Annotated in this window: 17 protein-coding genes; 9 read left to right on the top strand and 8 right to left on the bottom strand. The window is 61.3% G+C overall.

Annotation, left to right across the window (positions count from 1 at the left end):
- The first annotated feature begins 3 nt into the window (after positions 1-3).
- The 5 genes from K9857_RS01060 to K9857_RS01040 all read left to right on the top strand — a co-directional run bounded on the left by K9857_RS01060 (position 4) and on the right by K9857_RS01040 (position 5,936).
- The gene (locus K9857_RS01060; protein WP_224533058.1) at positions 4-1,359 is read left to right on the top strand and encodes a spinster family MFS transporter; all 1,356 of its coding nucleotides are present in this window, start codon (positions 4-6) and stop codon (positions 1,357-1,359) included.
- A gap of 84 nt (positions 1,360-1,443) precedes the next feature.
- Entirely contained in the window at positions 1,444-2,418 is a 975-nt protein-coding gene (locus tag K9857_RS01055) for an AraC family transcriptional regulator (RefSeq protein WP_224533057.1), read from the top strand.
- A gap of 95 nt (positions 2,419-2,513) precedes the next feature.
- Positions 2,514-3,620 (top strand): NAD/NADP-dependent octopine/nopaline dehydrogenase family protein, encoded by a 1,107-nt coding sequence (locus K9857_RS01050; protein ID WP_224533056.1) that lies wholly within the window; start codon positions 2,514-2,516, stop codon positions 3,618-3,620.
- Positions 3,620-4,618 carry a 3-hydroxybutyryl-CoA dehydrogenase gene (locus K9857_RS01045; RefSeq protein WP_224533055.1) on the top strand — a complete coding sequence of 333 codons (999 nt, stop codon included), beginning with the start codon at positions 3,620-3,622 and terminating at the stop codon, positions 4,616-4,618. Before K9857_RS01050 ends, K9857_RS01045 begins: the two co-directional genes overlap by 1 nt.
- A gap of 67 nt (positions 4,619-4,685) precedes the next feature.
- Positions 4,686-5,936 carry an OprD family outer membrane porin gene (locus tag K9857_RS01040; RefSeq protein ID WP_224533054.1) on the top strand — a complete coding sequence of 417 codons (1,251 nt, stop codon included), beginning with the start codon at positions 4,686-4,688 and terminating at the stop codon, positions 5,934-5,936.
- Between the two features lie 210 nt (positions 5,937-6,146).
- Here K9857_RS01040 and gudD read toward each other — a convergent pair whose 3' ends face one another.
- The 5 genes from gudD to K9857_RS01015 all read right to left on the bottom strand — a co-directional run bounded on the left by gudD (position 6,147) and on the right by K9857_RS01015 (position 12,183).
- Positions 6,147-7,496, bottom strand: coding sequence for a glucarate dehydratase (gudD, locus tag K9857_RS01035; RefSeq protein WP_224533053.1), 1,350 nt, complete (start codon positions 7,494-7,496; stop codon positions 6,147-6,149).
- Between the two features lie 4 nt (positions 7,497-7,500).
- Positions 7,501-8,874 carry an MFS transporter gene (locus K9857_RS01030; RefSeq protein ID WP_224533052.1) on the bottom strand — a complete coding sequence of 458 codons (1,374 nt, stop codon included), beginning with the start codon at positions 8,872-8,874 and terminating at the stop codon, positions 7,501-7,503.
- 156 nt (positions 8,875-9,030) lie between these two features.
- A complete protein-coding gene (locus K9857_RS01025; protein WP_224533051.1) occupies positions 9,031-10,071 on the bottom strand; it encodes a LacI family DNA-binding transcriptional regulator in 1,041 nt (346 codons plus the stop codon).
- Positions 10,072-10,339: 268 nt separating this feature from the next.
- Complete coding sequence (locus tag K9857_RS01020; RefSeq protein ID WP_224533050.1) at positions 10,340-11,920, bottom strand: aldehyde dehydrogenase (NADP(+)); 1,581 nt, start codon at positions 11,918-11,920, stop codon at positions 10,340-10,342.
- Between the two features lie 101 nt (positions 11,921-12,021).
- Positions 12,022-12,183: a DUF2986 domain-containing protein gene (locus tag K9857_RS01015; RefSeq protein ID WP_224533092.1), complete on the bottom strand. Its 162-nt coding sequence runs from the start codon at positions 12,181-12,183 to the stop codon at positions 12,022-12,024.
- A 300-nt stretch (positions 12,184-12,483) separates the two neighbouring features.
- Here K9857_RS01015 and K9857_RS01010 point away from each other — a divergent pair, with 300 nt between their 5' ends.
- From K9857_RS01010 to K9857_RS00995, 4 genes are all read left to right on the top strand, one after another.
- Entirely contained in the window at positions 12,484-12,870 is a 387-nt protein-coding gene (locus K9857_RS01010) for a hypothetical protein (protein ID WP_224533049.1), read from the top strand.
- Complete coding sequence (locus K9857_RS01005) at positions 12,854-13,036, top strand: DUF1289 domain-containing protein (RefSeq protein WP_224533048.1); 183 nt, start codon at positions 12,854-12,856, stop codon at positions 13,034-13,036. The genes K9857_RS01010 and K9857_RS01005 overlap by 17 nt, the downstream gene beginning before the upstream one ends.
- A 616-nt stretch (positions 13,037-13,652) precedes the next feature.
- Positions 13,653-14,864, top strand: coding sequence for a M24 family metallopeptidase (locus tag K9857_RS01000; protein WP_224533047.1), 1,212 nt, complete (start codon positions 13,653-13,655; stop codon positions 14,862-14,864).
- Between the two features lie 224 nt (positions 14,865-15,088).
- Entirely contained in the window at positions 15,089-16,429 is a 1,341-nt protein-coding gene (locus K9857_RS00995; protein ID WP_224533046.1) for an MFS transporter, read from the top strand.
- 127 nt (positions 16,430-16,556) lie between these two features.
- Here the strand turns inward: K9857_RS00995 and K9857_RS00990 are convergent, their stop codons facing one another.
- From K9857_RS00990 to K9857_RS00980, 3 genes are all read right to left on the bottom strand, one after another.
- Positions 16,557-17,576, bottom strand: coding sequence for a GlxA family transcriptional regulator (locus K9857_RS00990; RefSeq protein ID WP_224533045.1), 1,020 nt, complete (start codon positions 17,574-17,576; stop codon positions 16,557-16,559).
- A gap of 273 nt (positions 17,577-17,849) precedes the next feature.
- Positions 17,850-19,244 carry a GABA permease gene (gabP, locus tag K9857_RS00985; protein ID WP_224533044.1) on the bottom strand — a complete coding sequence of 465 codons (1,395 nt, stop codon included), beginning with the start codon at positions 19,242-19,244 and terminating at the stop codon, positions 17,850-17,852.
- A 79-nt stretch (positions 19,245-19,323) separates the two neighbouring features.
- Positions 19,324-20,106, bottom strand: a complete 783-nt coding sequence (locus K9857_RS00980) for a creatininase (protein WP_224533043.1) — start codon at positions 20,104-20,106, stop codon at positions 19,324-19,326.
- Positions 20,107-20,295 lie beyond the last annotated feature (189 nt).

Genomic DNA, 20,295 nt, shown 5'->3' with positions numbered 1-20,295 from the left:
CCAGTGAATATCCAGGTCGATAACGCGGTCCTGCAAAAGAAGAAAACCTACATCTACGAGTGGTATGTGGTGGGCCTGTGCATGGTGGCCTACATCTTTTCATTCGTGGACCGGCAGATCCTCGCGCTGATGATCGAGCCGATCAAAGCCGATTTGCAGATCAGCGACACGCAGTTCAGCCTGCTTCACGGGCTGGCGTTTTCCCTGTTCTACGCCTTCATGGGCATGCCCATAGCCTACCTGGCCGACCGTTTTTCCCGGCCGAAGATCATTGCCGTCGGGGTGGTGTTCTGGAGTCTGGCGACGGCGGCTTGCGGGTTGAGCAAGAACTTCCTGCACATGTTCCTCGCCCGCATCGGTGTGGGTGTCGGTGAAGCGGCGCTGTCGCCGTCGGCGTATTCGATGTTCAGCGACATGTTCCCCAAGGAGAAGCTCGGCCGTGCCGTGGGCATCTACTCGATCGGCTCGTTCGTCGGTGGTGGCCTGGCCTTTCTGGTGGGCGGCTATGTGATCGCGCTGCTCAAGGACATGAGCACCTTCGAAGTCGCCTTTCTCGGCGCCATGAAAGCCTGGCAGCTGGCGTTTTTCATTGTCGGCCTGCCGGGCATCCTGGTCGGCATTCTGATCTGGCTGACCGTGCGCGACCCTGCGCGCAAAGGCTTGCAGGTGGATGAGCAGGGTCGGCCGAAGAAAGTCGCGTTGAGCGATGGTTTCCGCTTCCTGGGTCGTCACCGCGCCACCTTCACCTGTCATTACCTGGGCTTTTCGTTCTACGCCATGGTGCTGTTCTGCCTGATGAGCTGGAGCCCGGCGCTGTATATCCGCAAGTTTGGCCTGACGCCGGTCGAAGCGGGCTACATGCTCGGCACGGTGCTGTTGCTCGCCAACACCACCGGCGTGTTGTTCGGCGGCTGGCTCACTGATCTTCTGGCCAAGCGCGGTCATTCGGACGCCGCGATGCGCACCGGGGTGATCGGCGCCCTCGGCATGGCGGTGCCGGCGGTATTGTTCTCGCAGGTCGATCAACTATGGCTGTCCGTGGCGCTGCTGGTGCCGGCGATGTTCTTCGCCTCGTTCCCGATGCCGGCCTCGACCGCCGCCATGCAGATCCTCGCCCCGAATCAGGTGCGCGCCCAGGTCTCGGCGGTGTTCCTGTTGATCAGCAATCTGCTGGGCCTGGGGTTGGGCACCACGCTGGTGGCGCTGCTGACCGACCGTTACTTCGGCTCGCCTGCCGCGGTGGGTTCGTCGATGTCGCTGGTGATTGTCGGTGCCTCGGCTTTGACCGTGCTCCTGCTGTGGCGCGGCTGCCGCTGCTTCCGTGAAAGCCATGCCCGGGAGTATCCGACCCAGGCCTGATCCACGTTGCCCATGATCCGCGTCTCGGCCTCGCCCTGTCTGAACGGGGCGGGGCCGAGGCGCGCCTGATCAGGAGAACCCTCGATGCTCAATGACGTACACCTGCTGGAACGGCACAGCCTGCTGAGCTCGGCCGATTACCGCGAGATCAAGGACAAGGTCAGCCATTACCTGTGTCCGCACAGCTTCAACGTGCTGTGCGACGAGCCCATGCACACCCGGCTCAACGGCGTGTTCTTCGGCGACGCGGCGCTGCTCGACCTGAGCTATGGCGCGCCGGTGGAAGTCACCATCGGCGACATCACCCACCAGTACCTGTTTCGCATCACCCTGCGCGGCAATTGCGAAGTGGCCCACGGGCAGCGCAGCGCGGCGATGCAGACCGGGTGCCTGAGCGTATCCTCGCCGTTCGCGCAAAGCCGCATCGTCACCGACGGCGAATGCCGCAACCTGATCCTGCGCATCGACCGTGACGCCCTGGAAACCCAGCTGCAACGCCTGCTCGACCGCAGCCTGCAGCAGTCGGTGATCTTCGATGTCAGTGTCGATCATCAGGGCGCCGGCGCCGTCAGTCTCTACCACACTCTGGACTACATCTGCCGGCTGTACGGTAGTGGCGTCGACGGCTCGCTTCTGGCCGGCAACCTGTCCGAATACCTGATGCAATTGCTGCTCACCCAGTTGCCGCACAACTACTCTGCGGACCTGTTGAACGACACCCGCGTGGCGCTGCCGCACCACGTGAAGAAGGCCCGGGACTACATCGAGGCGCACCTCGATGAACCCATCAGCCTGACCACCCTGAGCGAACTGTGCGGCGTTTCGGTGCGCACCCTGCAGAACGGCTTCAACCAGTTCCTCCAGCAGGCGCCGCTCAATTACATCCGCGACCGCCGCCTGGCCGTGATCCATGAATCCTTGAAGCAGGGCAGGGCCGGCGAAACCGTCACCGACATTCTGCTGCGTCACGGGATCAACAGCTTCGGGCATTTCTCCAGCGCTTACCGGCAGCGTTATGGCTGCCTGCCGTCGGACACCCTGCGCCGACAGAAGCATTGAGGCATGTGCGCAATCGGTGAGTCGGTTGCGCAATCGGGAGAGTCGCTGGGGGTGGGGCTCGATAGGATCGAGCTACTGACAAGAGGAGCTTTCCCATGAAGATTACCGTGCTGGGTGGTGGTCACGGCTGCTACGCCGCTGCTGCAGAAATGGCTGAAAAGGGGCACGCAACCCGCCTGTGGCGTCGTGACAGTGCAGCGTTCAAGGCGCTGCTGGACATCGGCAGCCTGACCATCAAGGACTACCGTGGCACGCGCCAGCTGTCCGTCGGCAAACCTGGCGATGCGCTGTCGCTGACCGACGATCTGGCCGAAGCCCTGGGCGATGCGCAGCTGGTGATCATCCCGCTGCCCTCGACCTCCCACGAGGATCTGGCCAAACAGGTCGCCCCGCATCTGCGCGACGGTCAGGTGGTGTTCCTGCCGCCGGGCACTTTCGGCAGCTTCGTGTTTGCCAAGGCCATGGCCGATGCGGGTAATCGGAGCAGTGTCGCCTTCGCCGAAACCGGCACGCTGCCGTACCTGGTGCGCAAGCACGGTGCCAGCGATCTGGTGATCAGCGGCTACGCGACCCGCCTGCCAACCGGCGTGTTCCCCAGCAACCTGTCCGAGCATGCCTTTGCGGTACTGCGCGAGGCCTATCCGAGTGTCGAGCCAATCGAAGACGCCCTGAGCGGCGCGCTGATGAACGCCGGTCCCGTCATTCACCCGCCGCTGATCATGATGAACGCAGGTCCCCTGGAGCACTTCGAGACCTGGGACATTCATCACGAAGGCACCCAGCCGTCGATCCGCCGCGTGACCAACCAACTCGACGCCGAGCGCATGGCCGTGCGTGAAGCCCTGACCTACGGCGCGCCGCACTTTCCGCTGGCCGATCACTACAACACCACCGAAGGCGAGGAGTGGATGTACGGGCGCGGCGCCCACGGCAAGTTGACCGACAGCGGCGACTGGCGCGAAGACATCGACCTGCAGAAACACCGCTACATGCTCGAGGACACCCGTCTGGGCCTGTCCTTCCTGGTGTCCGTTGGGCGTTGGGCCGGTGTGCCGACACCGGTGGCGCAGGGCTTGCTGAGCATTGCCTCGGCGGTTGCCGCCCGCGACCTTTACGCCGAAGGCCGCACCCTGGAAAACCTTGGCTTGGCCGGGTTGAGCCGAGTGCAGATGACCGAGCTGCTGACCCGGGGTTTCAATTGATGAGCGCCGCGCTGCCTAACGTCAGCGTGGTCGGCGCCGGGCGGATGGGCGAGGGCATTGCCCTGGCCTTCATCCACGCGGGCCTGCCCGTCACCCTGATCGACATCAAGGAACGCGCCGAGCAAGAGCGGCGCGATTATTTCGAGCGCGTGCGCGGCAATGTTCGCAGCGAACTGCAGATGCTGGTGCGTCTGGGCATGCTGTTGCCGGAGCAGGCGGACATCGCGTTGTCCCGGCTGACGCTGCAATCCCGATCCGCCGCCACGGCGACCTTGCGCGAATGCGAGTTGGTGTTCGAAGCGGTGCCGGAAGTCATCGCGGTCAAGCAGGAGACCTTCGCCTGGGTCAGTGAGTGCGTCCCGGCGACGGCCATCATCGCTTCGACGACCTCGACCTTCCTGGTCACCGAGCTTGCGGAAATGGTCAGCGAGCCCAAGCGTTTCGTGAACGCCCACTGGCTCAATCCCGCCTACCTGATGCCGCTGGTGGAAGTCAGCCGCAGCGAAGTGACCTGCCCGCAAGTGGTGGAACGCCTGCTGCAACTGCTCAAGCAGATCGGCAAGGTGCCGGTGGTGTGCAATCCGGTGGCCGGCTACATCGTCCCGCGCATCCAGGCGCTGGCGATGAACGAGGCAGCGCGGATGGTCGAGGAGGGCGTGGCCAGTGCCGAGGATATCGACACCGCGGTGCGCGTCGGTTTCGGCCTGCGGTTCTCGGTGCTGGGCCTGCTCGAGTTCATCGACTGGGGCGGCGGCGACATTCTGTATTACGCCTCGCGTTATCTGAGTGGTGCGCTGGCGCCGCGTTTCGAGTCGCCCCAGGTGATCAGCGACAACATGCAGAACGGCCGCAACGGCCTGCGCGATGGCCAGGGTTTTTACGATTACCGAGGCCAGGACGTGGACGCCTACAAGCAGCAGCGCCTCGGCGACTTCGTGCGCAAGCTCGAACTGTCCGGCCTGACGCCCGCGTTCGAGGGGGCTTTGAAACGCCCCTGATCCCGACTCCTTTTATTGACCTCCTATATGCACAGTGCCCCGGCACATACAAACGTGGAGATGTGAGATGGTTCATGGAAACCGGCTTTGCCGTGGGCTGGGTATCGCCAGCGTAATGGGTTTGACCTGCTCGACGTTGACGGCACAGGCCGATGTGATCGATGACAGTCACTTCAAGCTCGACACCCGCAACTTCTACCTGCATCGCAACTACACCAATACCAATGCGCCGGTGTCCGAAGTGCACAGCTGGTCCCAGGGTTTCGATGCGCAGTTCACCTCCGGCTACACCGACACGGCCCTGGCCATCGGCCTGGATGTGGATGCGCAATACGCCGTGCGCCTGGACTCGTCGGGCAATGACGGTTCGTTGCCCTACAGCGTCCGCAAGCAGCAGACCGCCGACGACTACAGCCGCGCCGGCGCGACTCTGAAGATGCGCTACAGCAAGACCGAGCTGAAGGTCGGCGACATGCGCCCGCAATTGCCGGTGGCGTTCGATGATACCAGCCGCCAACTGGACACCATCTACCAGGGCGCGGTGGTCGAGTCCAAAGAGGTCGATGGCCTGACCCTGACTGGCGGGCGCTTCTGGTCTGCGGTCACCCGTGAATCGTCCAATCACGAGAAACTCTACAAGTGGGGCACCACCGACAATCTCGACAGTGACGGCCTGGACTTTGGCGGGGCCACCTACGACATTACCAAGAACCTGCAGGCCAGCTACTTCTACGGGGTGCTGCACGACATTTACCAGCAGCACTATTTCGGCCTGATGCACATGGCTGACTTGGGTGGTGGGTACAAGCTCAAGAGCGACCTGCGCTACTTCAACAACAACGAAGACGGCAATGCGGTGGCCGGTGAAATCGATAACCGTGCCTATGGCGCGTTGTTCACACTGCTCAAGGGCGCGCACATGTTCGGCGTCAGTTACCAGCGCATGCTCGGTGACAGCATCTTCCCGACCATGAATGGCTACATTCCGCAGCCTTACCTGGTGAACTGGTCGTCACTGGCTTTCATTCGCCCGGACGAAAAATCCTGGTCGGCGCGCTACGGCTATGACTTCGCGGGGCTGGGCGTGCCGGGGCTGAAGTTCTACAGCCGCTACACCAAGGGCACGAACTGGGATCGAGGCGGGAATTTGAGCGACAACGAGGAGAGCGAACGCAACCTGACGCTGAGCTATGTGGTGCAGAGCGGGGCGTTGCAAGGGTTGGCGTTTGATTTGCGCAATATCGATGTGAAGCAGAAATATGGGTATGACTACAACGAGTATCGGTTTGCGACGACCTATACCTGGAAGTTTTGGTAAGGCGCGCGCCGGTGCGGACACTGCCTGACCTTGTGGAAATGAGATCATTGTGGCGAGGGGGCTTGCCCCCGTTGGGTCGCGAAGCGGCCCCAAAAGATGGGACTGCTGCGCAGTCCAACGGGGCGGTGCGACGATTCGACAAGCCCCCTCGCCACAGGTTATGTGTTTAGCCGTACTGCATCCCGAATCAAAGGAAGCAGGCCTACTCGATCAACGAACCATACACGGCCGCTTGTTGTTGAACTCCCAACCCGGCACCAGATAACGCATCGCCGTTGCATCATCCCGAGCACCCAGGCCCATGCCCTTGTAAAGCTCATGCGCCTTCATCAACTCATCCCAATCCAGCTCCACCCCCAACCCCGGTTTCTTCGGCACCTCGACCATCCCGCCCTTGATCTGCAGCGGCTCTTTGGTCAGGCGCTGGCCGTCCTGCCAGATCCAGTGGGTGTCGATGGCGGTGATGGTGCCCGGTGCGGCGGCTGCCACGTGGGTGAACATCGCCAGGGAAATGTCGAAGTGGTTGTTGGAGTGCGAGCCCCAGGTCAGGCCCCAGTCGTCGCACATCTGCGCCACGCGCACCGAGCCCTGCATGGTCCAGAAGTGCGGGTCGGCCAGCGGAATGTCGACCGACTGCGACTGGATCGCATGGCCCATCTGGCGCCAGTCGGTGGCGATCATGTTGGTGGCCGTGCGCAGGCCGGTGGCGCGACGGAACTCGGCCATGACTTCGCGACCGGAGTAGCCGTTTTCCGCACCGCAAGGATCTTCCGCGTAAGCCAGCACGTTGTGCTGATCGCGGCACAGCGCCACGGCTTCCTTCAGCGACCAGGCGCCGTTCGGATCGAGGGTGATGCGCGCATCCGGGAAGCGCTCCGACAAGGCGGTGACCGCCTCGATCTCCTGCTCGCCGCGCAGCACGCCACCCTTGAGTTTGAAGTCCTTGAAACCGTAACGATCGTAGGCCGCCTCGGCCAGCGCCACCACCGTCTCCGGTGTCAGTGCCTCTTCGTTGCGCAGGCGAAACCAGGCGTTGTCGGCGTCCGGTTCCGAGCGGTAGGCCAGGTCGGTTTTTTTGCGGTCACCGACGTAGAACAGGTAGCCGAGCATCTCCACGGCATCGCGCTGCTGGCCCTGGCCGAGCAGGGCTGCCACCGGCACGTCCAGGTGCTGGCCCAGCAGGTCGAGCAGGGCCGACTCCACGGCGGTCACCGCATGAATGGTGATGCGCAGGTCGAAGGTCTGCAGTCCGCGGCCGCCGACATCGCGATCGGCGAAGGTGCTGCGCACGGTGTTCAGCAGGCTCTGATAGTTGCCGATGGACTGGCCGATGAGCAGGTCACGGGCGTCTTCCAGGGTCTTGCGGATGCCTTCGCCGCCCGGTACTTCACCGACGCCGGTGTGACCGGCGCTGTCCTTGAGGATCAGCACGTTGCGGGTGAAAAACGGGCTGTGGGCGCCGCTCAGGTTGAGCAGCATGCTGTCGTGACCGGCAACCGGAACCACTTTCAGTTCGGTAATGACAGGGGCACCAGTGTGGCGTTGGATCAGAGTTTCCATGGATTCATACCTTTCCTGCAGTGGTGGGTAATGTGCCTGCTTGCACGGCGTGATCCGGCTCTGCGGACACGCCCTTGAGTTCGATTCGCTTGATGTCACCGACGATGAACAGGTAGCTGATCGCGGCCAGAAGGGCGTTGGCGCCCACGAAGACCAGTGCCATCTTGAAAGAGCCGGTGGCGGCGATGATGTAGCCGATCACGATCGGGGTAGAGATCGAGGACAGGTTGCCGAAGGTGTTGAACAGGCCACCGGAGAGGCCGGCGATCTGTTTCGGAGATGTGTCGGAAACCACGGCCCAGCCCAGTGCGCCGATGCCTTTGCCGAAGAACGCCAGGGCCATGAAGCACACCACCATCCAGTCGGCGTCGACGTAGTTGCAGATGATCATGCTCATCGACAGCATCATGCCGCACACGATCGGCGTCTTGCGCGCCACGCTCAGGGAGTGGCCGCGGCGCAACAGCATGTCCGACAACACGCCGCCGAGCACGCCACCGAGGAACCCGCAGATCGCCGGCAAGGAGGCGATGATGCCGGCCTTGAGAATGGTCATGCCCCGTTCCTGCACCAGATAGACCGGAAACCAGGTCAGGAAGAAGTAGGTGAGGGCGTTGATACAGAACTGGCCCAGGTAGATGCCGGCCATCATGCGGTTGGTCAGCAGTTGACGGATGTAATCCCATTTCGGGCCACCGTCCTTCTTCTTGCTCTTGTCATCCAGATCGACCAGACCGCCGTTTTCAGCGATGTACTGGACCTCAGCGGCATTGACGCGCGGGTGATCCTTGGGGCTGTAGATGGTCTTCATCCAGATCATCGAGAACACGATACCCAAAGCGCCCATCACGATGAACACGTGCTGCCAGCCGAAGGTGTAGACGATCCAGCCCATCAGCGGCGCGAACAGCGCGGTGGCGAAGTACTGCGCGGAGTTGAAGATCGCCGAGGCGGTGCCGCGTTCCTTGGTCGGGAACCACGAGGCGACGATCCGCGCATTGCCCGGGAACGACGGCGCTTCGGCCAGGCCCACAGTGAAGCGCAGCAAGAACAGCAGCACCACGGCGGTGGAGATGCCGAATTCGCCAATGTAACCCTGCAAGAGGGTGAAGAACGACCAGGTGAAAATGCTCCCGGCGTAGACCTTTTTCGAGCCGAAACGATCGAGCAGCCAGCCACCCGGAATCTGCCCCAGAACGTAGGCCCAGCCGAAAGCGGAGAAGATGTAACCGAGGGTCACAGCGTCCAGGCCCAGGTCTTTCTGGATGCTGGAGCCGGCGATGGAGATGGTGGCGCGGTCGGCATAGTTGATCGTCGTCACCAGGAACAGCATGAGCAGGATCAAATAGCGGACGCGGGTTTTCTTGGGTTGTTGCATGTTTGACGCTCCCACGAATTATTTTTGTGCGGGTAGATCTGTCAGGACGACGCGAGCCGTCGTGTGTCGTTGTAGGTTGTCGTACAACGATAGCGCTATCATAAACAGATAGCGCTATCATTCAAGCGCCGTTTGGCGACTTTTCGAAAACCGCGATCAGGTGCTGGCGCGTTCGATCAGCTCGAAGCCTGTATCCATCTGGCTTACAGACAAATCGGCGGTGCCGGAAAATCTTTTGAGCAGGGCTTCGGCGATTTCTCGCCCCATGCTCGCGGCATTGACACTGACGGTAGACAGCGCGGGGTGGGCAAATTTCGCATTGGTGATGTCGCCGAAACCGAGTACGGCGATGTCCTGGGGAACGCGCAGGCCCTGCAGGGCGGCTTCAGCGAGTACGCCGAAGGCCAGGGTGTCGGAGCTGCAGAAGATCAGCTCCGGTGGTGTTTCCCGTTGCTGGAGGCGTTTCAAACCTTCACGGCCGACTTCCCAGGTCGCCGGCAGCGGGAGGATTTCAACGGGGACCTGATCCAGTCCGTAGGTCTTCAGGCGCGCGATCAGGCTGTCGCAGCGGCGAATGGCGCGCGGGTCGTCCACCGAGACCACGGAGAATCGACGATACCCCTTGGCAAAGAAGTGATCGGCGACCACCTCGCCGACTTTCTCGTGGGAAAAGCCCACCTGCATGTCCAGCGCCGTTTCACTCAAGTCCCAGGCTTCTACCACCGGAATGCCCGCCGACGCCAGCCGGCTGCGACTGGCTTCGGTGTGCAGGGTGCCGGTCAGCACGATGCCGTCCGGACGCCGGCCGAGAATGGCTTCGAGCAGCGCTTCTTCCTTTTCCGGGGAGTAACCGGTGGGACCGAGCAGCGACTGATAACCGGCCTCGGTCAGCCGATCCATGATGGCTTGCACGGCACCGGCGAAAATCGAGTTGGCAATGGTCGGCAGCAGAATCGCCACCAGCCGGCTTTTGCTGGAGGCCAGGCTGCCGGCCAGCAGATTGGGCACGTAACCCATCTCGCGCACCACTTCCAGCACGTGCTGGCGTGTCGCATCGCTCACCAGTTCCGGGCGATTCAAGGCGCGGGAAACGGTAATGGGCGAAACGCCTGCCTTCACGGCCACGTCAGCCACCGTGAGGGGAGAGTTGCAATTGCCGGTGGTCAGGGCAATTTCGCGTTTCGATTTTTTGGCCACATGGCACCTGGCGGGACTGAGAAAGACAGGCGAAATGTTAACGGTCTTTTCAGTGTGGTTCCATGAGGTAAGCCCAGTCAGTCAAACCACCGCAAAACCTGTAACAGCTGCCGAAGGCTGCGTCCGGGTGCGCAGCAGCCGTGAAATCAGCCATCGCGGTGTGTCAGGTTGATCTCGTACTCAGGTTTTGCGACTGCTTAGCAGTCGGACGCAGCCTTCGGCAGCTGCTACAGGATCGCGGTGTTCACGAACCTGTAGCAGCCGACCTTTATAGCGGATCGCGGGTGGTCACACCGTCCACCAGCCGTGCGATGGCCAGCGGGTTAGCGTTTTTCAACGCTGGCGGCAGCAGCGCATCCGGGTAGTTCTGGTAGCACACCGGGCGTAGGAACCGATCGATGGCCAGGGTGCCGACCGACGTGCCACGGGCATCGGAAGTCGCAGGATACGGCCCGCCATGGACCATCGCATCGCTGACTTCCACACCGGTCGGGTAGCCGTTGAGCAGCAGGCGACCGGCTTTGCGTTCCAGCAGCGGAACCAGTGCGGCGAAGGCTTTCAGATCGGCAGGTTCGGCAATCAGGGTCGCGGTGAGCTGACCGTGCAGGCTGGCCAGTACCTGTTGCAGTTCAGCCGCGTCGGCCACTTCGACCACTACGGTGGTTGGACCAAACACTTCCTCTTGCAGCAGCGGATCGCCAGTCAGCAACAGTCGCGCGTCGGCCTTGAACAGCTGCGGCGCGGCCTGGTTGCCTTGTTGTGGCTGGCCGGCCAGATGGCTGATGCCATCGTGGGCATGCAGACGTTCAACGCCTTTGGTGTAGGACTTCAAGGTGCCGGCGTTGAGCATGGTCTGGGACGCCTGATCGGCCATGCGCGCGGCCAGCGCAGTCAGGAAGCGTTCGAACTCGGGGGAACGAATGCCGATCACCAGGCCCGGGTTGGTGCAGAACTGGCCGCAACCCTGAACCACCGAGGCGGCCAACTGGCTGGCGATGTCGTCCGAACGGGTCTTGAGTGCTTCGGGCAGCATGACCACCGGGTTGATGCTGCTCATTTCGGCGAAGACCGGGATCGGCTGCGGGCGCGCCGCGGCCATGTCGCACAGGGCGCGACCGCCGTGCAGCGAACCGGTGAAACCCACGGCCTGGATGGCCGGATGCTTGACCAGCCCGGCGCCGACGCCGTTGCCGTGGATCAGGTTGAATACGCCGGCGGGCATGCCGGTTTTCTCGGCGGCGCGCAGGATGGCCGAGGCCACGAAGTCAGCGGTCACCATGTGGCCGCTGTGGGCCTTGAAGACCACCGGGCAACCGGCGGCCAGCGCCGATGCGGTATCGCCGCCGGCAGTGGAGAAGGCCAGCGGGAAGTTGCTGGCGCCGAAGACGGCGACCGGGCCGACGCCGACGCGGTACTGGCGCAGGTCAGGGCGCGGCAGCGGGGTGCGCTCCGGCAAAGCAGTGTCAATTCGCGCGCCGAGGAAGTCGCCGCGACGCAGCACCTGGGCGAACAGACGCAGCTGGCCGCTGGTGCGGGCACGCTCACCGATGATGCGGCCTTGTGGCAGGGCAGTCTCGCGGCACACGTTGGCAATGAAGTCTTCACCCAGCGCATCGAGCTCGCCGGCAATCGCGTCGAGGAACGCTGCGCGCTGCTCCGGCAGGAAATGGCGATAGGTCACAAAGGCGGATTCGGCGGCCAGTGCGGCAGCGTTCACTTCCGCCTCGGTAGCCTGGTAAAAAGCGTAGGGCAGTGCCTCTCCGGTCGTTGCGTCGAGGCTGTGCAGCAGGACGTCGCCTTCACCGCTGGTGCGGCCGCCAATGTAATTCAAGCGGTGTTCAATCGACATCTTCGTCTCCTGTTCGTCAGAGCGTAGATGTATAGCCAATTGAAGCGATTACGCCTAATGAGATGTTTTGATTATTCGATAACCACAGGGAATCGGTCCGATCAGCTCTCCGAGGAAGTCACCGAGTCGTCAGCAACCTCGGCCGCCAGCTTCAGGCGGTCGGCTTTGCTGATGTATTTGGGTTTATTCTTCGGTGCCAGCTTGGCATTGGCCTTCTTGGCGTGGGCTTCGAGCAACTGCTTGATTTTTTTGCGGCGGTTCATTTGGGCTTCTCGGTCTGTAACTTTTTGAATGATATCAGATCGAGGTTTTCGGCCTGTCTCTGCAAACACGGACCTGTAGGAGCGAGCTTGCTCGCGATGGTCGTCAACGATGACGCTGGCAGCCTGATACCCCGCGATGTTCTTGATACCATCGCGAGCAAGCTCGCTCCTACAGTGAGGGGCGGTTGTCAGTTTGAAGTAATGGACGTCCTCGTTGCTGGCGATGTCTACCGAAAATGTGCGCACGGTGTTGAAGCCTGCCCACGAAGTCACGCACCTGATAGTGGAATACCGGACCGCATGAGCACTAAACCCAAACACTCCGCCATGGAACGAGAACTGTCCCGCGCACTGACCTGGGCCTGCGAGCTGGCCAAGAGCGAAATCGTCGGTTACGAGTGGCTGACCCATCGGGTGGATTACCAGCGCTTCCCCGACAGCCTCATCGTCACATGGGTGTTCCAGGGCGAGAGCGACCTGAAGACCGCTGTCGCCGGCCAGGCCAAGGCGAGGATGCACGAACTCACCCAGGCCGCCTTCGAGGACATCGGCATCACCGTCACCGACATCGCCGCCCACGTCGAATTCGACTCCGAAGAGGGCTGCGCCTCCCAACACGGCGGCGATTGGAATGCACGGCTGAACTCACGCAAACCCTCGGGCGGCAAGCATGGCAAAAGACATTGAAAACCCCTGCGTTTCGCTGTGTCAGCTCAACAGCGAAATGTGCGTGAGCTGCGGCCGCACCCGCGAAGAAATCCGCAAATGGCGAGGCATGAAACGGCCGGAGAAGATGGCGACCGTGCAGAGGGCGACGGCGCGGATGAAAACCATCAGAAAGAAACGCGGCTAATCCCTTGTGGGAGCGAAGCTTGCTCGCGAATGCGCTGGGTCAGTCGATATTGATGCTGGCAGATATGACGCCTTCGCGGGCAAGCCCGGCTCCCACAGGGTTTTGTGTCGTTCACAGATTCTGCAGATGACTCATAACCCTGTGGGAGCGGGCTTGCTCGCGAATGCGCTGGGTCAGTCGACATTGATGCTGGCAGATGTGACGCCTTCGCGGGCAAGCCCGGCTCCCACAGGGTTTTGCGTCGTTCACAAATTCTGCAGACGCCTCATAACCCTGTGGGAGCGGGCTTGCCCGCGAAGACGGCCTCCCAACCGACCTGATTCTTGAGAATGTACCCAATCCCATTGTGGGAGCGAGCCTGCTCGCGATGAATGTTCAGGCAACGCGTGCATCCAGGCAGTCAGCGTCATCGTTGACGACCATCGCGGGCAAGCCACGCTCCCACAGTGGTTTTGTGTCGTTCGCAGATTTCGCAGGTGCCCGCACCCGCAGCGGATCTGGCCAACTACGGGTCGGATTCGCGCAAAAAACCGCCCCTTGCATCTGTTCGAATGATCTTCAGCGGCTCGCCAGATTGGCGCCCTCTGTCGCTCGATCAATGACAAGGATAAATGACATGCAAATGCCGAAAACCATCAAGATCAAGAACGGTGAAAAAGTCAGCCCGACGTTTTCCGCTAAGGAATACGCCAACCGCCAGGCCAAATTGCGGGCTTATCTGGCGCAGAACAATATCGACGCAGCCGTCTTCACCTCGTATCACAACATCAACTACTACAGCGATTTCCTGTTCTGCTCCTTCGGGCGTCCGTACGCGCTGGTCGTGACCCAGGACAGCGCCGTGACCATCAGCGCCAACATTGACGGTGGCCAGCCATGGCGCCGTACCGTCGGCACCGACAACATCGTTTACACCGACTGGCAGCGCGACAACTACTTCGTTGCGATCCAGCAGGCATTGCCAAAGGCCGGACGCATCGGCATCGAGTTCGACCATCTGAACCTGCTCAATCGCGACAAACTGGCCAGCCGCTATCCGCAGGCGGAGCTGGTGGATATCGCCTCACCGTGCATGCGCATGCGCATGATCAAGTCCGCCGAAGAACACGCGATCATCCGTCACGGCGCGCGCGTTGCGGACATCGGTGGTGCCGCCATCGTCGAAGCGCTGCGTGATCAGGTTCCGGAGTACGAAGTCGCGCTGCACGCCACCCAGGCAATGGTGCGCGAAATTGCCCGCACCTTCCCCGATTCCGAATTGATGGATACCTGGACCTGGTTCCAGTCCGGCATCAATACCGATGGCGCGCATAACCCGGTGACCTCGCGCAAGGTCAACAAGGGCGACATCCTCAGCCTCAACTGCTTCCCGATGATCGCCGGTTACTACACCGCGCTGGAACGTACCTTGTTCCTCGACCATTGCTCAGATGAGCATCTGCGCCTGTGGGAAGTCAACGTCAAGGTGCACGAGGCCGGCCTGAAGCTTATCAAGCCGGGCATGCGCTGCTGCGACATCGCGCAGCAACTGAACGAGATCTTCCTGGAGCACGATCTGCTGCAATACCGCACCTTCGGCTACGGCCATTCCTTCGGCACGCTGAGCCACTACTACGGTCGCGAAGCGGGGCTTGAGTTGCGCGAAGACATCGACACCGTGCTGGAGCCAGGAATGGTGGTGTCGATCGAACCGATGATCATGCTGCCTGAAGGCCTTCCAGGTGCCGGCGGGTATCGTGAACACGACATCCTGATCGTCAACGAACAGGGCGGGGAGAACATCACCAAATTCCCGTATGGCCCTGAACACAACATCATCCGCAAGTAATCGCCCGCGCCGCACAGTGAACCTGTGCGGCGTTGCTTTTTGGCGAGAGGCACCGGCCGTCACCGCGGCCGGGTTTTACCGGAAAAACCAACGCATGCACGCGAAATGCGCGCAGCATCTACTGACCCTTGACCCTGCCAAGTACAACAATAGGGGGTTTCTGTCATGTTCTGTGTCCCTGCCTTTCATCCCGCCCACCGCACCTCTACCTACGGAGGTGCCCTATGAGCACTCCAAGCGCAAGCCTGACGCCAGCCATGGCCCGGGAACTTGAACAGACCGCCGAGCGCAAGGCCCTGCGCCGCGCCGCCAGCGCCAGTTTCATGGGCAACTTCGTCGAATGGTTCGACTACGCGGCCTACGGCTATCTGGCAACGGTGATCGCACTGACGTTTTTCCCGCAAACCGACAAGACAACCGCGCTGCTGGCGACCTTCGCCGTGTTCGCGCTGTCGTTCATCGTGCGTCCGCTGGGAGGCCTGGTCTGGGGGCACTTCGGCGACAAGTACGGGCGCCGCAGCGCGTTGTCCTGGTCGATTCTGATCATGTCGGTCTCGACCTTTTGCATCGGCATCCTGCCCACCTACAACCAAATCGGTCTGTGGGCACCGGCCTTGCTGTTGCTGATTCGTCTGTTCCAGGGTTTCTCCGCATCGGGCGAGTACGCCGGGGCATCGGCCTTTCTCGCCGAGTACGCGCCCGAGGGCAAGCGCGGTTTGTACACCAGCATTGTTCCGGCAAGCACAGCGGCCGGCCTGCTGTTCGGTGCGGTGTTCGTCGCAGGTCTGCATGCCTGGATCAGTGTCGAGGACCTGCACAGTTGGGGCTGGCGCTTGCCCTTTCTGCTGGCGGCGCCATTCGGGCTGGTGGGGCGCTATATCCGCATGAGCCTGCAAGACACGCCGAAGTTCCTGGAGATGGAAAAGCGCCTCGAGGCCAAGGAATGCGCGACCCACGCGCCGGTGCGTGAACTGCTGACCGTGCATCGGCGCAGCGTGATGATCGGGATCGGCGCGACCTGCCTGAACGCGGTGGCTTTTTACCTGTTGCTCAGCTACATGCCGACCTACCTGTCCACCGAAATGGGCATGAGCGAGAGTGATTCGTTCCTCGCCTCGACGGTGTCGCTGGCGACCTACATCGGGCTGATTTTCCTGATGGGCAAGCTGTCGGACAGGTTCGGGCGCAAGACCATGTTGCTGACTGCGTCGGTATTGTTCCTGGTGCTGACCTTCCCGCTGTTCGGAATGCTGGATCATCAGCCGTTGATGGTGATCCTGATGATCCAGATTGCCTTCGGCGCGATCCTGGCGATGAACGACGGCACCTTGCCGTGCTTCCTCGCCGAGATATTCCCGACGCGCGTTCGCTTCAGCGGGTTTGCCTTCAGCTTCAACATCGCCAACGCCGTGTTCGGTGGCACCGCACCCTTTATCGCCACCTGGCTGATTCAACTGACCGGCAACAAAATGGCTCCGGCGTGGTACCTGCTGGCGGCTGCGGCGGTGGCGTTGATTGCGATGCTGGCGAGTCGGGAGACGGCGCATAAGGCGTTGCAGGACTGATTGACCGGAATGCTATCGCGAGCAGGCTCGCTCCCACAGGGGATCTTCATTGAACACACGTTCGGTGTTCATCAGGATCAAATGTGGGAGCGAGCCTGCTCGCGATGGGGCCAAACCATCCACCCAATCAATGCACCGCCGCCACCTGCCTGCGCTCACCCATCGGCGATACCCCAAAAAACCGGCTATAGCATTTGGAAAAATGCGCCGGCGAAACGAAGCCGCAGGCGAGGGCGATGTCCCGGACCTGCGATTCGCTGCGCAGCAGCAATTGCCGCGCCCGTGACAGGCGCAACTCCAGGTAGTACTGACTCGGCGTGCGCTGCAAGTGCTTGTGAAACAGGCGCTCCAGTTGCCGCACCGACACCTCGTTCAACCGCGCCAGTTCCTCGAGCCCCACCGGCTCCTCGAGATTGGCTTCCATGATCGCCACCATCTGACTGAGCTTGGGCTGCGAGGTACCGAGCTTCTGCCGCAACGGCACACGCTGTTGTTCCTGTGCCCCCCGTACCCGATCACACAACAGCAACTCCGCCGTATGGGCCGCGATGTCACGACCATCAGGCTGGTTGCGGGCAATCAATTGCAGGGTCATGTCCATGGAGGCCACGCCACCGGAGCAGGTGTAGCGATCGCGGTCGAGCTCGAACAGCTGGTTGGAAATGATGATCCCCGGGAAACGCTCCTTCAGCGCCTCGATATCTTCCCAGTGAATCGTGCAGCGATAGCCCTTGAGCAGGTCGGCCCGCGCCAGCAGGTGACTGCCCGTGCAGATCCCGCCCAGCGGCACCTGGTCATGCGCCAGCTTGCGTAGCCAATTGAGCAGCGGACGGCTGCTGTGATCGGAGACGATCGGGTTCGACCCGACGACGAACAGCACATCGAGTCTTGGGGCGTCGGCGATGGTGTGATCGGGCAGCACGCGCATGCCATTGCTGGCCGTGACCGGGTCCAGACTGGACGCGATGATGACGGTGCGGTACAGCGTCTTGCGGGCGGCCAGATTGGCCATGCGCAAGGTTTCCACGGCAGAGGCGAAGCCGATGGTGGTGAAGTTGGGGATGATCAGAAAGCCTATGGTTTTCACCGGCGTTTGTTCATTTGCCGAACGTCCTGCAGCGGGTTTCGCCACTTGGAGTTTCGCCATTTTTACCGCTCCTCGACTGCATCGGTGAGGTGCCCTTCGGCAGTCGGCCGACAGGGTCACCCTCATCTTGTTTTTATGGTTGTCGGCCCTGTTGCAGGGTCGGTGGAATCTTACACCCGGCGCCGGATCAGCAGGTCCTGACGGGACGAACAGGCATGTCGGGTGCGTGTGTGATCGAGCATGGAACCCTCAACGAAAAAAAGCGGCCTGCTCGTGGAGGAGAGCGGGCCGCAAAGAGGTGAACAGGGGATTTTTTTCGTGGGTGGATAATCCTCAGGCGTTCTCTGCCTGGGTCATTTCAACACCCGGCACGGTCTTCTTCCGAGCATTGAAGATGGCGCCGATACACACGATGGACAGGGTCAGCGCACCCGTCGCGATCACTTCCATGCGGTGTCCGGGCAGGATCAGCATGACCGCCAGAATGCTCAGGATGGCGGCAATGACCAGGTAGCTGAGCCAAGGGTAGAACCACATCTTGAAGGCGATCGGTTGACCTGACGCATTCATTTTCTTGCGCAGTACCAGTTGCGAAACGGCGATGACCAGGTAGACCAGCAAGGCAACCGCCCCCGAGGTGGCGAGCAGGAAGGAGAACACTTCGTCAGGCGCGAAATAATTGAGTGCTGTGGTCAGGAAGCCGACTGCGGTACTGGCCAGGACCGCAATGAACGGCACCCCTGAAGACGATGTTTTCTGCAGGACCCGGGGGCCATCCCCGCGCTTGCTCAGTGAGTAGACCATGCGTGATGCGGTGTAGATGGCCGAGTTCAGGCAACTGGCGACGGCAATCAGCACGACGATGTCGACGATCAGTTTCGCGTGGGGAATGTTCATCAGCTCAAGCGCCCGCTGATAGGATCCGACCTGCACGAGCATCGGGTCGTTCCACGGAACGATGGAGATGATCAGGAACACCGACACGATGTAGAAAATGCCCATGCGCCAGACCACCGAGTTGGTGGCGCGGGTGATCTGTTTTGAGGGGTTGCGCGATTCGGCCGCGGCAATGGTGACGATTTCCGTGCCCATGAAGCTGAATACGGTGGTGAGCATTGCACCGACCACGGCGGTCATGCCGTTGGGCATGAAACCGCCGAACTGACTGCTCAATTGAGCGACACCGCTGACCGTCCTGTCCGGCAATGCACCTGCCAATGCAAGTCCGCCAAGGACGATAAAAGCCAGTACCGCGATGACTTTGAGCATGGCGAACCAGAACTCGAATTCTCCGTAGCGGGCGACACTGAACAGGTTGGTCAACGTCAACAGGCCGGTCACCGCTATCGCAAATTCCCAGGTTTGAATCGAGGGGAACCAGGCATTGAGGATGGCAGCAGCGGCGATGGCTTCAATCGGAATCACCAGCACCCAGAACCACCAGTACAGCCAGCCGATGGTGAAACCGGCGCCGCGTCCCATCGCCCGTTCGGCGTAGGTCGAAAACGAACCCGTATCGGGCGAGGCTACCGCCATCTCGCCCAGCATGCGCATGACCAGCACCACCAGGGTGCCGGACAAAATGTACGCCAGGATGGCGGCAGGGCCCGCCGAGGCGATGGCGTGTCCCGATCCGATGAACAGGCCGGCGCCAATCGCTCCGGCAATGGACAGCATGGTGACGTGACGCTGCTTGAGGCCTGGGGAGAGATTTGAGCTGTTGGACATGAGACTTACCCTTTTTATTGTATTTGGGAGGGTGAAGCGTTAACAGTGAATCGCTTGTTTCGGCACGTCCGTGCGCTCGTTATGTCTTCAGATCGAAAGCTTCCCGTACCGCGGCACTGATGCCCGAGACACACACTTCAAGAATCAGCTCACCTTTCTCGCGGCTGGAGCCTTTGGGCGATGACAGCGTTCCGCAGGCGGGGGTGCGCTCCGGGATGATCGGGAAAACGTCATAGGGCGGGAAAGTGGCGGGTGGGTGATCGACAGCGCGACTCAGGTCGACCTTGTCCGGATGCAAGGCCAGCATCAGCGACGTTTCGAAAACGCCGCCATGTTCGATGTCCCAACCGAGGAAACCCTCGGGGTACAGCTTTTCAATCACGGCCGGGTCGTTGACGAAGTCCCAATAGGACAGCACCACCACCTTGAAGTCGTCGATGCCACCGTAGCGCAGTTCTCGCAGGGCAAGGTCGATGCCCTCGACGATGAACATCGAGTTTTCATAGTGACCGTTCATCATCACCAGCTTGCGTGCGCCATGGCGAGCAAGCTCTCGGATGATGTCCTGCACGGTATGGGTCAATGTGGCGCCATCGAGGCTGGTGGTGCCGGGAAAGTGGTTGCCGCCACCGGATTTCTGCTGTGATTTGTAGCCGTAGTTGAGCGCGGGCAGCACCAGACCGCCGACATTGCGTGCGACTGCCTTGCACACCGCGCTGGGCAACAGCACATCGACCTCCATGCACATGTGATGACCATGCTGCTCAAGGGCACCCACAGGCAGAAAGATGGGGCAGCCGGTCGCGACCTTCTGCGCGTATTCCGGCCACGTGAGTTCTCCAATAACGACACTGTTGTTCATTTACGCACCCTCTGAAATGGGTTGACCTATTGGCGATTGTCGACTGGTGGTTGCAGTCGTTCGCCGTTGTCTGACCGAGCCTTTCGATTGCGCAATCGAAGTTGGCGATGAGGGCGATTCGACCAGATCACGAGGAGGGCAACTTGTCCAAATCCGACCTGTAAATGACAGAACACCCTCTAATTTGGC

It is taken from the genome of Pseudomonas sp. REP124 (assembly GCF_020164475.1).
Lineage (GTDB): Bacteria > Pseudomonadota > Gammaproteobacteria > Pseudomonadales > Pseudomonadaceae > Aquipseudomonas.
Note: the sequence above shows the minus strand (reverse complement) of the source record. Positions and strands in the feature narration are given on the sequence as shown.

Excerpts from the sequence above, each read along its gene's own strand:
- gudD (WP_224533053.1), bottom strand. The coding sequence starts at position 7,496 with ATGGAAACTCTGATCCAACGCCACACTGGTGCCCCTGTCATTACCGAA.
- K9857_RS01000 (WP_224533047.1), top strand. The coding sequence starts at position 13,653 with ATGCAAATGCCGAAAACCATCAAGATCAAGAACGGTGAAAAAGTCAGC.
- K9857_RS01015 (WP_224533092.1), bottom strand. The coding sequence starts at position 12,183 with ATGAACCGCCGCAAAAAAATCAAGCAGTTGCTCGAAGCCCACGCCAAG.
- K9857_RS01045 (WP_224533055.1), top strand. The coding sequence starts at position 3,620 with ATGAGCGCCGCGCTGCCTAACGTCAGCGTGGTCGGCGCCGGGCGGATG.
- K9857_RS01020 (WP_224533050.1), bottom strand. The coding sequence starts at position 11,920 with ATGTCGATTGAACACCGCTTGAATTACATTGGCGGCCGCACCAGCGGT.
- gabP (WP_224533044.1), bottom strand. The coding sequence starts at position 19,244 with ATGTCCAACAGCTCAAATCTCTCCCCAGGCCTCAAGCAGCGTCACGTC.
- K9857_RS01050 (WP_224533056.1), top strand. The coding sequence starts at position 2,514 with ATGAAGATTACCGTGCTGGGTGGTGGTCACGGCTGCTACGCCGCTGCT.
- K9857_RS01030 (WP_224533052.1), bottom strand. The coding sequence starts at position 8,874 with ATGCAACAACCCAAGAAAACCCGCGTCCGCTATTTGATCCTGCTCATG.
- K9857_RS00995 (WP_224533046.1), top strand. The coding sequence starts at position 15,089 with ATGAGCACTCCAAGCGCAAGCCTGACGCCAGCCATGGCCCGGGAACTT.
- K9857_RS01005 (WP_224533048.1), top strand. The coding sequence starts at position 12,854 with ATGGCAAAAGACATTGAAAACCCCTGCGTTTCGCTGTGTCAGCTCAAC.
- K9857_RS01040 (WP_224533054.1), top strand. The coding sequence starts at position 4,686 with ATGGTTCATGGAAACCGGCTTTGCCGTGGGCTGGGTATCGCCAGCGTA.
- K9857_RS00990 (WP_224533045.1), bottom strand. The coding sequence starts at position 17,576 with ATGGCGAAACTCCAAGTGGCGAAACCCGCTGCAGGACGTTCGGCAAAT.
- K9857_RS01055 (WP_224533057.1), top strand. The coding sequence starts at position 1,444 with ATGCTCAATGACGTACACCTGCTGGAACGGCACAGCCTGCTGAGCTCG.
- K9857_RS01010 (WP_224533049.1), top strand. The coding sequence starts at position 12,484 with ATGAGCACTAAACCCAAACACTCCGCCATGGAACGAGAACTGTCCCGC.
- K9857_RS00980 (WP_224533043.1), bottom strand. The coding sequence starts at position 20,106 with ATGAACAACAGTGTCGTTATTGGAGAACTCACGTGGCCGGAATACGCG.